Origin of the sequence: Paracoccus sp. NSM (assembly GCF_052379855.1) — a bacterium.
Classification (GTDB): Bacteria; Pseudomonadota; Alphaproteobacteria; order Rhodobacterales; family Rhodobacteraceae; genus Paracoccus.
In genome coordinates this window covers 166,915-183,895 of the sequence record NZ_JBQTCG010000002.1, presented here as the reverse complement: position 1 = coordinate 183,895, position 16,981 = coordinate 166,915, and the positions used below count along the sequence as shown (strand labels likewise).

Annotated in this window: 15 protein-coding genes; 4 read left to right on the top strand and 11 right to left on the bottom strand. The window is 68.1% G+C overall.

The annotated features are described in order from the left end of the window. Positions 1 to 4: 4 nt before the first annotated feature. Positions 5 to 1,519, bottom strand: coding sequence for a multiple monosaccharide ABC transporter ATP-binding protein (gene mmsA, locus ACTZWU_RS04000; protein ID WP_444736064.1), 1,515 nt, complete (start codon positions 1,517 to 1,519; stop codon positions 5 to 7). Positions 1,520 to 1,599: 80 nt separating this feature from the next. Beyond that, on the bottom strand, positions 1,600 to 2,610 hold the full coding sequence (gene chvE / locus ACTZWU_RS03995; protein WP_444736419.1) for a multiple monosaccharide ABC transporter substrate-binding protein: 1,011 nt from the start codon (positions 2,608 to 2,610) through the stop codon (positions 1,600 to 1,602). A gap of 154 nt (positions 2,611 to 2,764) precedes the next feature. On the opposite strand from chvE, the gene ACTZWU_RS03990 reads away from it, so the two are divergent. Further along, complete coding sequence (locus ACTZWU_RS03990) at positions 2,765 to 3,703, top strand: LysR family transcriptional regulator (protein ID WP_444736063.1); 939 nt, start codon at positions 2,765 to 2,767, stop codon at positions 3,701 to 3,703. On the opposite strand, the gene ACTZWU_RS03985 is transcribed toward ACTZWU_RS03990, so the two are convergent. The 4 genes from ACTZWU_RS03985 to ACTZWU_RS03970 are packed head-to-tail and all read right to left on the bottom strand — an operon-like array spanning position 3,700 to position 9,526. Further along, positions 3,700 to 4,344, bottom strand: a complete 645-nt coding sequence (locus ACTZWU_RS03985) for an aminotransferase class IV family protein (protein ID WP_444736062.1) — start codon at positions 4,342 to 4,344, stop codon at positions 3,700 to 3,702. The genes ACTZWU_RS03990 and ACTZWU_RS03985 overlap by 4 nt on opposite strands. Next, complete coding sequence (locus ACTZWU_RS03980; RefSeq protein WP_444736061.1) at positions 4,305 to 5,435, bottom strand: aminodeoxychorismate synthase component I; 1,131 nt, start codon at positions 5,433 to 5,435, stop codon at positions 4,305 to 4,307. Before ACTZWU_RS03980 ends, ACTZWU_RS03985 begins: the two co-directional genes overlap by 40 nt. Continuing rightward, positions 5,432 to 8,911 carry a transcription-repair coupling factor gene (gene mfd, locus ACTZWU_RS03975; protein ID WP_444736060.1) on the bottom strand — a complete coding sequence of 1,160 codons (3,480 nt, stop codon included), beginning with the start codon at positions 8,909 to 8,911 and terminating at the stop codon, positions 5,432 to 5,434. The genes ACTZWU_RS03980 and mfd overlap by 4 nt, the downstream gene beginning before the upstream one ends. Before the next feature lie 42 nt (positions 8,912 to 8,953). Then, the gene (locus tag ACTZWU_RS03970) at positions 8,954 to 9,526 is read right to left on the bottom strand and encodes a hypothetical protein (protein WP_444736059.1); all 573 of its coding nucleotides are present in this window, start codon (positions 9,524 to 9,526) and stop codon (positions 8,954 to 8,956) included. Between the two features lie 118 nt (positions 9,527 to 9,644). On the opposite strand from ACTZWU_RS03970, the gene hemB reads away from it, so the two are divergent. Together hemB and ACTZWU_RS03960 are read left to right on the top strand one after the other, a co-directional pair. Next, positions 9,645 to 10,640, top strand: coding sequence for a porphobilinogen synthase (gene hemB / locus ACTZWU_RS03965; RefSeq protein WP_444736058.1), 996 nt, complete (start codon positions 9,645 to 9,647; stop codon positions 10,638 to 10,640). A gap of 70 nt (positions 10,641 to 10,710) precedes the next feature. Further along, positions 10,711 to 11,325 (top strand): YSC84-related protein, encoded by a 615-nt coding sequence (locus ACTZWU_RS03960; RefSeq protein ID WP_444736057.1) that lies wholly within the window; start codon positions 10,711 to 10,713, stop codon positions 11,323 to 11,325. 13 nt (positions 11,326 to 11,338) lie between these two features. Here ACTZWU_RS03960 and ACTZWU_RS03955 read toward each other — a convergent pair whose 3' ends face one another. Beyond that, a complete protein-coding gene (locus tag ACTZWU_RS03955) occupies positions 11,339 to 11,995 on the bottom strand; it encodes a GntR family transcriptional regulator (protein ID WP_219830000.1) in 657 nt (218 codons plus the stop codon). Between the two features lie 33 nt (positions 11,996 to 12,028). Next, entirely contained in the window at positions 12,029 to 12,685 is a 657-nt protein-coding gene (locus ACTZWU_RS03950) for a M48 family metallopeptidase (RefSeq protein ID WP_444736418.1), read from the bottom strand. Between the two features lie 138 nt (positions 12,686 to 12,823). Between ACTZWU_RS03950 and ACTZWU_RS03945 the strand changes: the two genes are divergently transcribed. Further along, positions 12,824 to 13,138: an FYDLN acid domain-containing protein gene (locus ACTZWU_RS03945; protein ID WP_444736056.1), complete on the top strand. Its 315-nt coding sequence runs from the start codon at positions 12,824 to 12,826 to the stop codon at positions 13,136 to 13,138. Positions 13,139 to 13,300: 162 nt separating this feature from the next. Here ACTZWU_RS03945 and ACTZWU_RS03940 read toward each other — a convergent pair whose 3' ends face one another. Genes ACTZWU_RS03940 through ACTZWU_RS03930 form a run of 3 tightly spaced genes read right to left on the bottom strand, consistent with a single transcriptional unit; the run spans position 13,301 to position 16,925 of the window. Next, positions 13,301 to 14,866, bottom strand: a complete 1,566-nt coding sequence (locus ACTZWU_RS03940; protein WP_444736055.1) for a hypothetical protein — start codon at positions 14,864 to 14,866, stop codon at positions 13,301 to 13,303. A gap of 26 nt (positions 14,867 to 14,892) precedes the next feature. Continuing rightward, complete coding sequence (locus tag ACTZWU_RS03935; RefSeq protein ID WP_444736054.1) at positions 14,893 to 16,275, bottom strand: TolC family outer membrane protein; 1,383 nt, start codon at positions 16,273 to 16,275, stop codon at positions 14,893 to 14,895. After that, the gene (locus tag ACTZWU_RS03930; RefSeq protein ID WP_444736053.1) at positions 16,272 to 16,925 is read right to left on the bottom strand and encodes a protein-L-isoaspartate O-methyltransferase family protein; all 654 of its coding nucleotides are present in this window, start codon (positions 16,923 to 16,925) and stop codon (positions 16,272 to 16,274) included. Before ACTZWU_RS03930 ends, ACTZWU_RS03935 begins: the two co-directional genes overlap by 4 nt. Positions 16,926 to 16,981 lie beyond the last annotated feature (56 nt).

Genomic DNA, 16,981 nt, shown 5'->3' with positions numbered 1-16,981 from the left:
CCTCCTATTCCCTGACGATCAGCGACATGATCGCTTCCTGGCTGGCGCTTTCCGCGTCCAGTTCACCGACCAGACGGCCTTCGTTCATCACGTAGATCCGGTCGCACATGCCCAGAAGCTCGGGCATTTCGGACGAGATCATGACGACGGCGCGGCCCTCGCGGCTGAGATCGTTGATGATGTTGTAGATTTCGTATTTCGCGCCGACGTCGATCCCACGCGTCGGCTCGTCCAGAACCAGCACGTCGGGCGCGGTGAAAAGCCATTTCGCCAGCACGACCTTCTGCTGGTTGCCGCCCGAAAGGTTCATCACCTTCTGAAAGACCGAAGGCGTGCGGATGCGCAGTGCGCGGCGGTACTTTTCGGCGGTCTCGGTCTCGCGCCCCTCGTCCACGATGCCCCGGCGCGACACGCCGCCAAGATTGGCAAGGATCGTGTTGCGCCGGATCGTCTGTTCCAGGATCAGGCCAAGCGTCTTGCGGTCCTCGGTCACATAGGCCAGCCCCGCTTTGATCGCCCGGTCCACGGTCGAGACATCCACCTCGCGCCCCCGGACCAGCGCCTGACCCGAGATGCCCCGCCCGTAGCTGCGGCCGAAGACGCTCATGGCCAGTTCGGTGCGACCCGCCCCCATGAGGCCCGCGATGCCCACGACCTCGCCCGCGCGGACGGTCAGCGAGACATCGCGGATCATCTGCCGCTCGCGCTGTTCGGGATGCCAGACGTTCCAGTTCTTCAGCTCGAAGACCACCTTGCCCGCGCGCCGGTCGCGTTCGGGATAGCGGTGCGCCATGTCGCGGCCGACCATGTCGCGGACGATCTTGTCCTCGGTCAGGCCCTTCGCGTCCAGCGTGCTGATCGTGGCGCCGTCGCGGATCACCGTTACGCGGTCGGCGACGCGGCGCACCTCGTTCAGCTTGTGGCTGATGATGATCGAGGTGACGCCCTGCTCCTTGAGTTCCAGCAGCAGGTCCAGAAGCGCCTGGCTGTCGCTTTCCGAAAGCGCGGCAGTAGGCTCGTCCAGGATCAGCAAGCGCACATTGCGCGACAGGGCCTTGGCGATCTCGACAAGCTGCTGCTTGCCCACGCCCAGCGTGCCGACGATGGTGCCGGGTGCCTCGCGCAGCCCCACCTTGGCCAGCAGCGCCTCGGTCTGGAGAAACGTCTCCTGCCAGTCGATCACGCCGCCCCTGGCGCGCTCGTTGCCCAGAAAGATGTTCTCGGCGATGGTCAGAAGCGGGATCAGCGCCAGCTCCTGGTGGATGATGATGATGCCCTTCGCCTCGCTGTCGCGGATGGTGCGGAAATCGACCACCTCGCCGTCATAGGTGATCTGGCCCTCGTAGCTGCCGGTCGGGTAGACGCCGGACAGCACCTTCATCAGCGTGGACTTGCCGGCGCCGTTCTCGCCGCAGATGGCGTGGATCTCGCCGGGGGCGACGTCGATGCTGACATCGTCAAGCGCCTTCACGCCGGGAAAGCTTTTCGAGATGCGCTGCATCTGAAGAAGGGCATTCATCGCGACATTCCTTGCCGGGCCGGTCCGCGGGGGGACAGCCAGCGCGCCTGAAGGGCCGCCCCGAAAGGCGGCCCGTGATCTTACTGAAGCTGCTCGGCCGTGTAATAGCCGCTGCCGACCAGAACCTCTTCCCAGTTCGAGGCATCGACCGGCACCGGCTCCAAGAGGAACGAAGGCACGACCTTGACGCCGTTGTCATAGGTCTCGGTGTCGTTGATCTCGGGCTCGCCGCCCTTGAGCATGGCATCGACCATGCCCACCGTCACGCGGGCCAGTTCGCGGGTGTCCTTGAAGATGGTCGAATATTGCTCGTCCGCGATGATCGACTTGACCGACTGCACCTCGGCATCCTGGCCGGTGACGATCGGCATTTCCAGATCGCCCGAGCCGTAGCCGACGCCCTTCAGCGACGACAGGATGCCGATCGACAGCCCGTCATAGGGCGACAGGACGCCGTGAACCGTTTCCTGCGTGTAGTTCGCCGAGAGCAGGTTATCCATCCGCGCCTGCGCCGCCGAGCCGTCCCAGCGCAGCGTGCCGACTGTCTCCATCCCCTGCTGGCCCGAGGGGATCACGATCCGCCCCTCGTCGATCAGCGGCTGCAGGATGGACATGGCCCCATCATAGAAGAAATAGGCGTTGTTGTCGTCCGGGCTGCCGCCGAACAATTCAACATGCCAGGGGTTCACGTCGCCGAAACGCTCCTCCAGCCCCTGCACGAGCGAGTTCGCCTGCTGCACGCCGACCTGAAAGTTGTCGAAGGTCGCGTAATAATCCACATCGGGCGTGTCGCGGATCAGCCGGTCATAGGCGATGACGCGGATGTCCGAGGCGGCGGCATTCGCCAGCGCGTTCGACAGCGTGGTGCCGTCGATGGCGGCGATCACCAGCACGTCCACCCCTTGGGTGATCATGTTCTCGACCTGCGCAAGCTGGTTGGGGATGTCGTCCTCGGCATATTGCAGATTGGTCTGATAGCCCGCGGCCTCGAATTGCTGGACCATGTTGGCCCCGTCCGCGATCCAGCGCGCCGAGGATTGCGTCGGCATCGAAATGCCGATCGTCTGGGCCGATGCGGCCACGGCCAGCATCGACACGCCGAACGCCAAGGCGGCGGTCCTGATGGTTTTCATGTCGTCCTCCGCTGCGGCGCCCTCCCCGGCGCCTTTTGTGTCGCAAAACCCTAGCGCAGGAAGAAGATAACCGTAAAATGATATTATGGCCCTTCTCTATATCGGAAATGGTATGTCAGACCCGCTTGCCCGCCTGCATCTGAAACCCTCGCAACTGCGCCTGATCCTGCGCATCGCCGAAAGCGCGCGGTTGCAGATCGCGGCCAATGCCTGCGCGATGACCCAGCCCGCCGCGTCCCGCATGCTGGCCGAGACCGAACGCCAGCTGGGCGCGCCGCTGTTTGTGCGCGCCCCCTCGGGCATGGTCCCGACCGAGATCGGCACCGCCGTCATTCGCCGCGCGCGCACCATCCTGCGCGAGATGGGCAACATGGCGGCCGATGTGACGGCCTTGCGCGGCGGGCATGCCGGGTCGGTCGTCGTGGGGGCCGTGACGGGGCCCGCAGTCAGCCATCTGGTCCCCGCCATCCGCGAGATCAAGCACGAGATCCCCGAGGCGGACATCACCGTCGAGGTCCTGCCCTCGCGCGATCTGCTGCATCACCTGACCGCCGGCGAGATGGATTTCGCCCTCGCCCGCATTCTGCCCGAATTCGACAGCCGCGATTTCGAAATCCTGCCCATGCGTGACGAAAAGGTCGCCTTCTGCACCCGCGCGGGCCATCCGCTGGCGCGCGCGCCGATGGTCACGCTGACCGAGCTTGCCGAATACGAATGGATCATGCAGCAACGCGGCGCGCCCATCCGCGAGGCCACGCTGGAGGCCTTTGCCTCGGTCGGCCTGCCCGAGCCGCGAAATGTCGTCTCGTCGGCCTCGATCGTGTTCACGATGGCCTATCTGGCCGAAAGCGACGCCGTGGCCTCGGTCTCGCAAGAGGTCGGGCTGCTCTTGCGCCGCGCGCCGGTAGGGGCTGGCTTTGCGCTGCTGGCCGTCCAGCGCGACATCCGCGTGGCGCCCTACTTCCTCTTGAACCTGCGCCACCGTCCGCTGTCGCAACTGGCGCAGCGCGTCCGGGCGAAGGTCATCGAAAAGACCGGGCTGTCTGGCTAGGGCCGCGTCTCCAGCCGCGCGGGGATCAGCCCGCGCAGCGCATTCCCCATGATGATGCCCCCGCCCCGCAGATCATCCATCGTCAGCGCCGCCTCTCGCGCGCGCCCCGCCGCGATCAGGCTGGCGCGCAGGACGCCGGGCAACAGACCCACCGACAGGGGCGGCGTCAGCAGCACCCCGCCGCGATCCAGAAACAGGCTGGTGATCGTGCCTTCGCAGGGCACGCCCGCGCGGTTCAGCAGGATCGCCTCGTCGATGCCCGGCGGCAGGGCGGCGCGGGCGGCGTCATAGACCGGGCGGTGCGACGACTTGATGGCCAGCCACGGATCGCCCGCATCCAGCCGGTGTTCAGCGATCACGACCCGCCACAGGGCCGGGTTCGGCGGCAGGGCCGCATGGGTCAGCGACAGCGCGCCCGCCCGATCGACGGCCAGCCGCGCCCGCAGCACCTGCCCGCGCGGCAGCCCCGCCAGCAAGGCAAAGGCCCTTTCCTCGTCCAGCGGAAAGCCCAAGGCGGCGCAACCGCGCCGCAGCCGCGCCAGATGCAGGGGCCACAGCGCGATGCGGCCGTCAGCCTCGGCGCGCATCGTCTCGAAGACGGTCAGCCCGTCGGGAAATGGCCCAGGAATGCGGATTTGCACAGAGCCTCCTCCCATTCCGAACCGGCCTCGCTGTCATGGACGATGCCGCCGCCCACGTTCAGCCGCAAGCGGTCCGGGGCGCTGAACCAGGGCGACCGGATCGCCACGTTGAACCGCATCGGCCCCGCCGGATCGACCCAGCCCACCGCGCCGCAATAGACCTCGCGCGCGGCGCCCTCGAGTTCGGCGATGATCTCCATCGCACGGATCTTGGGCGCCCCGGTGATCGAACCGCAGGGAAACAGCGCGCCCAGGATCTGGGCCAGACCGACGCCCGGAAGAAGCCTCCCTTCGACGGTCGAAACCATCTGATGGACCGTCGCATAGGTCTCGATGGTGAACAGGTCGGGCACGCGCACGCTGCCCGGATGACAGATGCGGCTGATGTCGTTTCGCAAAAGATCGACGATCATCAGGTTCTCGGCGCGGTTCTTGTCGGAGAGGCGCAATCCCTCGGCGCTGGCGTGATCGCTGGCCGGATCGTCGCCGCGCCGGGCGGTGCCCTTCATCGGCCGCGTCCGGATGGCGCCCCCATGACCGACGGCAAAGAACAATTCCGGCGAACGCGACAGCACGACCGGCCCGCCCAGATCGACAAAGGCCCCCTCGCCCACCGGCTGACGCGCGGCCAGCGCCGCATAGACGGCCAGCGGATCGCCGCTGACCTCGGCCTCAAGCGGGAAGGTCAGGTTGATCTGGTAGGTGTCGCCCGACTCGATATAGCGATGCACCGCCGCCAGCGCCCGGTCATAGCGCGCCCGGTCCCAAAGAGGCTTCGGCACGCCGATCTGCACGCCATCGGGCGCAGGCAGGGGCAGCGCCGGGCGGGGGGCGTCAAAGACCCCCATCAGGATCAGCGGCAGCCGCCTGTTGGCGGGCATCAGATGGAACAGGCGTGGGGTCAGCGCATGACCCAGTTCATAGGACAGATAGCCCGCCAGCCAGCGCCCGCGCGACTGCGCCGCCTGCATCGCGGCCAGGGCAGGGCCGACCCCTTCGGGCGTGTCGGCGCGGATCACCGTCTCGGGGGCGGCGAACAGCGTGCCGTCCCCAAGCGGGCCGGTGTCGAAGCGGATCTGACCGGCGCTCATCCCTTGGCCTTTCCGGCCGCGCGGCCTTCGCGGATCTTGGCGGCAAGGTCACGGGCGACGGCAAAGGCACCCTTGATGCGGTCACCGTCCGTGGCGAAGTCGCGTTTCAGGACGACCTTGTTGTCGATGACCTTGGCATTGCCGCGCTCGTCCGACAGGTATTCGACCAGCCCTGCGGGGTTCGGGAACTTGTCCATGTGGAATTGCACCGTGACCCCCTTGGGGCCGACATCCAGTTTCGAGATATTCGCGCGTTTCGCCATCGCCTTGATCCGGATGACGAGAAGCAGGGTGTTCACCTCGCGCGGCAGCGGGCCGAAGCGGTCGATCAGTTCGGCGGCGAACCCTTCCAGCTCGACCTTGGTGGTCAGCTCGGCCAGACGACGATAGAGGCCAAGCCGCACATCCAGATCGGGAATGTAGCTTTCCGGGATCGTGACCGGCACGCCAAGGTTCAGCTGCGGCGCCCATTCATCCTCGGGGGTGCCCTCGATCTCGCCGGATTTCAGCTTGGCGATCGTTTCCTCCAGCATCTGCTGGTAAAGCTCGAAGCCGACTTCCTTGATGTGGCCGGACTGTTCCTCGCCCAGAAGGTTGCCGGCGCCGCGCAGGTCCAGGTCCTGGCTGGCGAGGTTGAAGCCCGCACCCAGCCCGTCGATCGAGCCCAGGAACTTGAGCCGCCGCATCGCCTGGGGCGTCAGCGGCACGCGCGGCTTGGTGGTCAGATAGGCATAGGCCCGCGCCTTGGATCGCCCGACCCGGCCCCGGATCTGGTAAAGCTGCGACAGGCCGAACATGTCGGCGCGCCAGACGATCATGGTGTTCGCGGTCGGGATATCGAGGCCGCTCTCGACGATCGTCGTCGCCAGCAGCACGTCATGGCTGCCGTCGTAGAAGGCGTTCATCCGCTGATCCAGATCACCCGCCGCAAGCTGGCCATGGGCCACGATGTAGTTCAGCTCGGGCATGTTCTCCTTGAGCCAATGTTCCACATCGGGCAGGTCCGACAGGCGTGGCACGACGAAGAAGCTCTGCCCGCCGCGATACTTCTCGCGCAGCAGCGCCTCGCGGATCGTGACGCTGTCGAATTCGCTGACATAGGTGCGGATCGCCAGACGGTCCACGGGCGGCGTACCGATCACCGACAGATCGCGCACCCCGGTCAGGGACAGTTGCAGCGTGCGCGGAATGGGCGTCGCGGTCAGGGTCAGCACGTGGATGTCGGAACGCAGTTCCTTCAGGCGTTCCTTGTGGGCCACGCCGAAATGCTGTTCCTCGTCGATGATCAGCAGCCCGAGGTTCTTGAAGCGTACGCCCTTGGCCAGCACGGCATGGGTGCCGACCACGATATCGACGCTGCCATCGCCAAGGCCAGTTCGGGTCGTCGCCGCGTCCTTGGCGGAAACGAAGCGTGACAGGGGGCGGACATTGATCGCGGTGCCGCGGAACCGCTCGGCAAAGGTCTTGTAGTGCTGGCGGGCCAGCAGCGTTGTGGGCGCGACCACCGCGACCTGCATGCCCTGCGACGCGGCGATGAAGGCCGCGCGCATCGCCACCTCGGTCTTGCCGAAGCCGACATCGCCCACGACCAGCCGGTCCATCGGACGGCCCGCGGCCAGATCCTCGGCCACGTCCTCGATGGCGGCCATCTGGTCGTCGGTCTCGCTATAGGGGAAGCGCGCGGCGAATTGCTGCCATTCGTGGTCGTCAGGCTCCAGCACCGGGGCGGGACGCAACAGGCGTTCAGCCGCCACCCGCATCAGCTTGTCCGCGATCAGGCGGATGCGTTCCTTCAGCCGTGCCTTGCGGGCCTGCCATGCGCCGCCGCCCAGACGGTCCAGCAGCCCCTCCTCGTGGCCATAGCGGGACAGAAGTTCGATATTCTCGACCGGCAGGAACAGCCGGTCACCGCCCGCATATTCCAGCGCCACGCAATCATGCGGCACCTTCATCGCGGTGATCGTCTCGATCCCCATGTAGCGGCCGATGCCGTGTTCGACATGGACGACCAGATCTCCGGGGCTGAGGGTCGTGGTGTCCTTCAGGAAATTCTCGGCCTTGCGGCGCTTTTTCGCGCCCCGGATCAGGCGGTCGCCCAGCACGTCCTGTTCCGAGATCACCGCGATCCGGCCAAGGGCCTTGCCGTCGGCCACAAAGCCCTCGTCCAGCGGCCAGACGGCCAGACCGATGGCGCCCGGACGGTCGGGAAGGTCGCGCAGATCGGCGATGGCTGTCGCGCCCGCCAGCCCCTCATCGGTCAAAAGGCCCGACAGGCGTTCCCGCGCGCCTTCGGAGAAGCTGGCGATGACCACGCGATGATCGCGGGCCAGCGTGCGGACGTGATCGGCCAGGGCCGAGAACAGGTTGATCTGTTCGGCCTGACGCTCGGGGGCGAAGTTGCGGCCCACGCGCCCGCCCGCATCCAGCACGCCCGGCCCCGGCGGCTGGTTCAGCACCGACAGCCGCAGCACCCGATGTGCGTCCAGCCAGCCCTGCCATTCCGAGGGCATGGGGAACATCGCGTCGGGCGGCACGGGTTTATAGACGCTGTCCGCACGCCCCTTGGCTGCCATCGCGGCGCGGCGGGCGTCGAATTGCTCGTCGATCATGCGGCGGCGCGCCTCGGCCACCTGCGCCAGATGATCGTCCAGCACCACCGAGGCGCCGGGCACGTAATCGAACAGGCTCTCCATCCGCTCATGGAACCAAGGGAGCCAATGCTCGGCCCCCGCCGTCTTGCGGCCCGCGCTGACGCTTTCGTAAAGCGGATCGTTCTGGCCGCCACCATATTCTGCACGATAATTCTGGCGGAACCGCGTGATCGAGGGCTCGTCCAGGATCACCTCGGACATGGGCGCCAGTTCGACGCGGGTCAGCGTCTCGGTGCTGCGCTGCGTTTCCGGATCGAAGCGGCGCGCGCCGTCCAGCACGTCGCCCCACAGGTCCAGCCGCACCGGCCCGGCGCCGCCCGGCGGGAAGATGTCGATGATCCCGCCCCGGATCGCGTAGTCGCCCGGCTCGGTCACGGTGGGGCTTTGCTGAAAGCCCATGCGGACAAGGAAATCGCGCAGGGCGGCCTCGTTCACGCGCTCGCCAACGCGGGCGGAAAAGGCGGTCGCGCGCACGACCTCGCGCGGCGGCACGCGCTGCATCGCCGCGCTGAGCGTGGTCAGCAGGACGAACGGCCCCTTGATCCGCCCCTGCGCCAAAGCCGCCAGCAGACCCATCCGCGCCGCCTGGATCTCGGGCTGGGGCGAGACGCGGTCATAGGGCGTCGTGTCCCAGGCCGGGAAATCCAGCACCGGCAGGTCGGGCGCCAGAAAGGCCAGCGCCGCGCGCATCGCGGCCATGCGGCGGTCGTCGCGCGCGATGTGGATGACGGGCGCTCCGCCATTCTCGGGGCGGGCGACCTCGCGGGCCAGAAGCGCCGCGTCATAGCCCTCGGGGGCGCCGGACAGGATGATCTGCTGGGTCATGCGCGCTGACCTAAGGGGCGGGTTGGCGGTGTCAAGGCGTCCTCAGAAACCGAAGGGCCGGATCAGCATCCACAGCATGCCCCACAGCAGCGTGACAAGCACCGCCGCGACCGACAGGAGCATGTGGAGCATCCGGTGGCGGACCATATGCCGCACCGTCCCCGCCACGGCATCAGGCAGGGGCAGGACGCCCTGCTGCGCGTCCGCGAGGATCGGCGCCAGTCGCCGCGCCAGCCGCACCCGCAGCCAGAAGAGCAGCCAGAACGGCACGCCCACCAGCGTCAGCGCCTGCGCCAGTTCCAGCCCGAAGCCGAAGCCCAGCACCGCCAGCGATGTCAGCCCGAAACTGGTCAGGCCCAGAAACACCGCGCCTTCGCGCGGGCCAAGCCGCCAGCGCGGCAGGTTCAGCGACAGCCAGTCCATCAGGGCGATCGCCTCAGGGGCGTCGGGCGCGTCGCGGCGCAGGGCGGTGCGCGCGCGGGCCAGAACCTCGACCGGCACGCCCAGCACATTGCGCCCGGCCGCCGACCACATGCCGATCAGCGCCAGCCAGAACCAGATCGTGCTGAAGGACCGGCTGGCAAGCACCCCGATCAGGCTGTCGAATGGCGGCAAGAGGCTGTTCCTTGTCCTTGGGCGCCCGTGACCTTAGAACGGGTTTCGACCGAGGAAAAGCGCCCTGCCGCACCCGCACCCCGCGTCGAGAAGCCGCCACCAGCAGCAAGGAAGCCCCATGGCCAGCCCGATCATCGCCCCCTTCCCCGCCACGCGCCTGCGCCGGCTGCGCCGCACCCCCAATATCCGCGCCATGGTGGCCGAGACGAACCTGACCCCCGCCAACCTGATCTGGCCGATTTTCGTGACCGAAGTGGCGGGCGCCGAGGGCGAGATCACCTCGATGCCGGGCGTGGAGCGTCTGACGCTGGACGGCGCGCGCCGCGCGGCGGAACGGGCGGCGCGGCTGAACATTCCGGCCATCTGCATCTTTCCCCACTCCGACCAGACCCTGAAGACCGAGGGCTGCGAACGCGCGTGGGACCCCGACAATATCGGCAACCTTGCCATCCGCGCGGTCAAGGAGGTCGCGCCCGATCTGGTCGTGATGACCGACATCGCGCTGGACCCCTACAACGCCAACGGCCATGACGGGCTGGTCGTCGACGGCGAGATCCTGAACGACGAGACGGTCGAGGCGCTGGTCCGCATGGCGCTGGTCCAGGCCGAATGCGGCGCCGACGTGCTGGGGCCATCCGACATGATGGACGGCCGGATCGGCGCGCTTCGCCGCGCGCTGGAGGAAGCGGGCCACAAGCACGTCTCGATCCTGTCCTATGCCGCGAAATTCGCCAGCGCCTTCTACGGCCCCTTCCGTGATGCGGTCGGCGCCTCGGGGCGGCTGGTGGGCGACAAGAAGACCTATCAGATCAACCCCGCGAACCGCGGCGAGGCGATCCGCTGCGTCGCCCGCGATCTGGCCGAGGGTGCGGATATGGTCATGGTCAAGCCGGGGATGCCCTATCTGGACATCTGCCGCGCGGTCAAGGACGAGTTCGGCGCCCCCACCTTCGCTTATCAGGTCAGCGGCGAATACGCGATGCTGGAAGGCGCGATCCGCAACGGCTGGCTCTCGCGCGAGGCGATGCTGGAAAGCCTTCTGGGCTTCCGCCGGGCGGGCTGCGACGGGGTGCTGAGCTATTTCGCGCCAACAGTCGCCGAGATGCTGGCGTGATCCCTCGGGAATCGCTATTCTTTTGCGTCAAGGGGGCCGATCAGAGCCTCCGCAACCCGAGAGGCGACAGATGAGCCATTCCCCTAACCTGACCCGCCGGGGCCTTCTGGCCGGTGGCGGCGCGGCGCTGATGCTGGCCGGCTGCACCAACGCTGTCGGCAGCAACGCGGCGGCGCAGCTGGATGCGCGGGTCGATCAGACGCACCAGTTCCTGATCTCGAACTATCCGGCGGCAGCGCCGCTGGTCCAGCAGGCGCGCGGCGTCCTCTACATGCCGCTGATGACCGAGGCCGCGCTTGGCTTCGGCGGGGCCTATGGCCAGGGCGCGCTGCGCATCAACGGGCAGACAGTGGATTACTATTCGGCCACCCGCGCCACGGTCGGCTTTCAGGCGGGCGCGCAGCAATATGCGCATGTGCTGATCTTCCAGACCGACGAGGCGCTGGCGGCATTCCGTGGCGCGCCGGGCTGGGTCGCGGGCGCGGGCGCCTTCTACGCGATCCCGGCCGGCGGCATGGCAGTCGGCGCGGACACGTTCAGCGCGCAATTCCCGGTGATCGCGATGATCTTCGGGCAGGCCGGCCTGATGGCCGGCGCCGCGATCGAGGGCACGAAATACACCCGTGTCATCCCCTCGACCCTGGCCAATATCCGCTTTGGCGGGACGGGGCTGCCGCCGGGCTGATGCCGCTTGCGCCCTAGCCGCGCCCGTCCGGCCCGGTCAGGTGGCGCAACCCGTGCGTGACGTCTGCCCGCACCGCCAGCCGCAGGGCGGGCTCGTCGCCCGCGCGCAGGGCCGCCAGGATCATCCGGTGATGGCGCGGCGGCTCGTTGCGCTTGACGCGCCCGTAAAGCGCCCGCATCGTGGGGCCAAGCTGCAGCCAGATCGTCTCCAGCACGGCCAGCATCGCGGGCGCCTGCGCGCGCAGATACAGCATCCGGTGAAATTCCAGATTGCAGCGGATATAGCCAACCGCGTCATTGCGCTCGACCGCGTCGGCGATGCGGCCGTTCATCGTCGCCAACCGGTCGATCAGCGCAAAATGGGCGCGCGGCAGGGCGCGTGCGGCCAGTTCCGGCTCGATGAGGGCGCGCAGGGCGGCCAGTTCCTCGATCCGTTCGTCCGACAATTCCGGCGTGGCCACCCGCCCCGAGCCCGACAGCGTCAGCGCGCCCTCGGCCACCAGACGACGCACGGCCTCGCGCGCGGGGGTCATCGACAGGTGGTATTCCTGCGCGATCCCGCGCAGCGTCAGCGGCTTGCCCGGCGGCAGCTCGCCCAGCATGATACGCGAGCGAAGCCCACGATAGAGGCGCTCATGCGCGGCGGGATCGGCAGGACGAAGAACGGTCATGCGGCCAAGCTGTGATCACGAATCCGCGCCGCGTCAATCATGAAAGCGCCACATCATCAACGCACCGCCATGCGTCTTAAGCCAGGCGCGCTGCGGCGCATGGCCGGGCAGCAGCGTCTCGACCGTGGCCCAGAAACGCGGCGAATGATCCATATGCGCCAGATGCGCGACCTCGTGGGCGGCGACGTAATCCAGCACCTCGGGCGGGGCCATGGCCAGACGCCACGAGAACATCAGCCGCCCGTCATGCGTGCAGCTGCCCCAACGCGACCGCGTATCGCGCAGGACCAGCGCCCGCCACGGCCGCCCCAGCCGCGCGGCATGGCGATCACAGGCGGCGCGCAGGCGCGTCCCGGCCAGCATCCGCAGCCATGCGGCAGCGACCGGACCGGCAGGCCGCCCCTCGGGGACCAGAAGCGCATCGTCCCGGACCTCGGCCGCCCGCAGGGCGGCGGGGATGATCCGCAGCCCCCGCCCCTCGACCGGCAGGATCGCGCCCGGCGCCACGATCTGCGGCGCCGGGCGGCGCCCCATCGCGGCGCGCAGCCAGTCGGCGCGCTCGCGGACAAAGGCGATGCCGTCGGCGGCCGCCGCGCGCTGTGGCAGGGTCAGGACGGGGGCGCCACCGTCGCGCGGAACCCGCAGCGTCATGCGCCGCGCCCGTGCCGAGCGCTTCAGCCGGACGGTCATCCCGTCATCGATGGTAAAGGTTGTCTCCACGCTCTTGCCTTGGGTGACGGAGCCTGCCAGATAAAGCCTTTGACACCCTCAGGCCGCTGTGGCAGGGGGGCGCCGGATTTCCCCTAATCGCGGCTGAAGGAGATTACCATGCCCAAAGAGGAATGGGGCACGAAACGCCTGTGCCCGACCTGCGCCACGCGCTTTTACGACCTGCGCAACGACCCCATGACCTGCCCCGCCTGCGGCCACAGCTTCACGCTGGAAAGCATGAACGAGGGTCGTGGCAAGGCGCTGGTCAGCGAAAAGACCGCCGCCCGCGACGATGATGATCTGGTCGATGACGAGGACGACATCGCCGACGATTCCGGCGAGCTGGACGATGACCTGCTGGAAGAGGACGATGACGATGGCGACGTGTCGCTGGACGACATCGCCGATGTCGCAGGCGACGACGAGGAATGAGACTCCAAGGGCCACGGGAAACCGTGGCCCTTTCGCTTTGCCGGAACGAAGGCGGTAGCCCCCACCTGTCAGCCATGACGCCGTGTGATCCTCGGTGCGGGGCATCTGAGCAGGCTCATCGGCTTGCCGGCCGGCGCCCCACGACAGACTTCATCGCGCGCTTCAGATCCGGTGCATCTGCGCGTCCAGCGCGGCAGCGACCTCGCGGCGAATGACGATGCGGAGGTTGCGCGAGAAACGCTCGCCCAGCTCGCCCAGCAATTCGCCGCGGATCATGTCCGACAATTCGGCGCGGATGCCGCCTTCGATCGCCTCGCGCAGGCTGCCCTGCAATTGCTGGCGCATCAGCTCGGCAAGATCGTCCTCGAGTTCATGGCGCACGCTGTCGCGGACCTGCTCGCGCAGGCTGCCCTCGACCAAGGCGCCCATACGCTCGGACACGGCCGACTCGCAGGTCGCCTTGAGGCTCTCGTCCATCTCGGCGCGCAGTTGTGGCAGCGTGCGGCCCATTTCCTGACGGATACGCTCGGGCAGGTCGGTCTCGATCTCGGTCTGCACGGTCTCGCGCAGATCGCCCAGGACGACGTCACGAAGGCCCCGCTGCAACTCGGCGGCGATGCGGTCGGGCAGCGTCGCCTCGATCTCGGCCTGGGTCATCGCCGGCAGCGCCGCCAGAAGGTCGGCGCGCAGACCCGCGGCCGTGGCGTCGAACCTTGCATCATCCTGCGCAGCGCGTGCCTCGGCCTCTTGGCGCAGGATGGCGGCCTCGGCCGCGATCTCGGCGCGCAGGCCCTGGGCGGCCAGAACCAGATCATCGCGCAGCGCGCCGGTCCGATCTGCCAGATCGGCGCCCAGAACGCCCGTTGCCCTTACCAGATCAGCGGCCGCCACGAAGCGTTCGCCGAATTCCTCGCGCAGCATCTGCGAATGCCGCGCCAGATCCGCCTCGAGCCGCGCCATCAGGTCGTCGGACAGCGCCGCCCCCAGCCGGGCGTCAAGCCCGGCCTGCATGTCGGCCAGCGCGCGTTCCATGCGATCCAGCGCCTCGGTCGTGTCGTGGCGCAGATCGCCCAGCATGGCCGCGCCGATCCCGGCAAGGCGATCAGGGTCGAGATATGCCTGAAGCGCGGGCTCCAGATCCGCCGAAACCTGCTCGCGCACCAGCTGGCTCAGCAGGTCGCGGATCTGTGCCTCTTCTTCGGCGCCAACCAGATCATCGGTCGCGTCGTCGGCCACGGCTGCAGGCGCGGGCAACGGCTCGGGCGTGGTGGCCAGCACCGTCTCGAAATCCGGGGCCGTCGCGATGACCTCTGGCTGCTCTTCGGGGAAGTCGTCGGTCAGTTCATCAAAGAGACTGCCGAGACGTCGCGGCAGATCATTCCGGGCCGGTTCCGGCCGCACCACAGCCGGCCGCGGTGCGTCAGGCGCGTTCGCCAACGATCCGAGCGGCCAGGCCTCGACCGGCAGCGCATCGGCGGCGGTCGACGATGCCATCAGATCCGAGGCGATCTCGGCCCCGGCAAGCTGTCGGGCCAGCGCGGCGTTCCCGCCATGCCGGCGGGCCAGAAACTCGGCCGAATCCTCGTGTTCGACCTGATCGCGCAGCAATTGCAGGCGGTCCCGGGCGGCGGCAAGGGCGTCATCCTCGGCGATCATGCGGCGGATGTTGTAGAGCGTCTCACCCAGATCGTCGGACCGGGCAGAGACGCGAAAGCGGCGGTCAGTCATGGCGCCCCCCGCAGCAGGGGGCGGGATCAGTCCCGGCCGATGGCGCGCAGAACGCGGTCGAGGCTTTCGCCCTGCTTGCTGGTATGCGGTGCGTTTCGGACTGCGTTGTAATACTGCGTCGGGTCATAGGTCGGGATCCCCAGGTTCAGGTTTTCTACCGTCAAGAGACCCATAGCAGCCAATAGTTGATAATGTGCTAATTGCAGATTGCTCTCGGCCGTGATGCGGTTGGCCCGCGCCTCGAGAAGCGCCTGTTCGGCATCCAGCACGTCCAGCGTCGTCCGCGCCCCCAGCAACGCCTCTTCGCGCACGCCCTCATAGGCCTGCTGGGCGGCGCTGATCTGCTGGTCGATGGCGCGAATCTGCGCCCGCGCGACGTCAATGTTCGCCCAAGCCTCGCCCACCTGCAGCACGACCTGACGCGTGGTGTTCAGCAAGGCCGCGCGCACCTGATCGCGCTGCGCCAGCGCCTCGCGGTGGACCGAGGGCAGCCGCCCGCCCGAATAGAGCGTCTGACGCATCTCGATCCCGACCGACGAGGAATTGCGCGTGCCGTAATCGCCGGTGACCTGATTCGGGCTGCGCGAGACGCCGACGCCCGCATTGCCGGTCAGTGTCGGATTGCGTTCGGCGGCAGCGGCGGCCACGGCGATCTCGGCGGCGGCGGCCTGGCGCTGCGTCTGCTTGATCGCGGGGTGGTTGCGCTGCGCGAGCGCACGCGCCTCGTCCAGCGTGGCGGGCAGGCTGGGCAGAGCGGGCGGCGCGGCCAGCATCCCCGCACGAAGGCCCGTCACAAGAGCGTAGTTCTCGCGCGCGATCTCAAGCTGACCCTGCGCGGAGGCCAGGCTGGCCTGCGTCGCGGCAAGCTGCGCGTCGGCCAGCGCGACATCGGTCACGGTGATCTCGCCGACCTCGAAGCGGTCCTGCGCGGCCTGACGTTCGCGGCCCAGAACCTCGACCGAGTTCTGTTGCAGCGACACCTGCTGCGTCGCCTCGCGCAGGCTGAAGAACGCACGCGCGGCGGACAGAAGCACGTCCTGCTCGATGCCCACAAGCGCCTCGCGGGTGGCAAGGACCTGTTCCTTGGCGCCGTCGATGGCCAGCCGCGAGCGGCCGAAATCGAACAGCGTCAACTGCGCGCCGAGCGTCAGCGAGGTACTGCGCGTGGTCGTGCCGCCCTCGGGGCGCTGCGCCGAATGGCTTGCGACCCATTGCACGACCGGACGCAGCGCCGAGATCGCCTGCGCGACATCCTCATCAGCGGCGCGCAGCACGGCGCGGTTCTGTTCCAGCAGCGCCGAATGGCGATAGGCCGCGACCATCGTGTCGGCCAGCGATTCGGCCAGAACGGGGGCGGCGGGCGCCAGCACAAGGGCGGCGGCCAGCGTCAGGCGACGCAGCACCCTCACAGGCTGAACCCGGGGGCCCGGCTGAAGCCGTCCAGAACCGGGGCCTTTGCGTTGAAGGCATAGCGCCAGGACAGGCGGCCATTCACCTTGTGTCCGATCCGCACGACGCCCAGCGCGCCCTCGACGAAGACCGCGCCGATGCGGCCGCCATCGCGAAGCTGGTCGATGATCGCGTCGGGGACATGCTCGACCGCGCCCTCGATCAGGATGACGTCATAGGGGCCCTGGCGGGGCGCGCCCTCGGTCAGCGCGGCGCAGAGGACGGCGGCATTGTCCACGCCAGCCTCGGACAGGCGCTGCTCGGCCTCGGCGACCAGTTCCTGTTGGGCCTCGATCGCGACGACGGCCTGGGCCAGACGCGCGATCACGGCGGCGGAATAGCCATAGCCGCAGGCCAGATCCAGGACCAGCTCGTCGGGCTGGATCGCCAGCGCGTCCAGCAACTTGGCCAGCGTTCGCGGCTCTAGCAGGACACGGCCATGGCCGATGTTCAGGTTCTCGCCCGAATAGGCCACCGGGCGCATCGCCGGGGGCACGAATTCCTCGCGCGGGACTGCCAGCATCGCGGCGATCACGGGAAGACTGGTGACATCACTGGGGCGCACCTGGTTATCGACCATCATCGTGCGCCGCGCGGCAAAATCGGTCATGTGGGGGACCCTCTGCTCGACCATTTCGGGCGTATTGCCATGTTTCCCCGGCATCG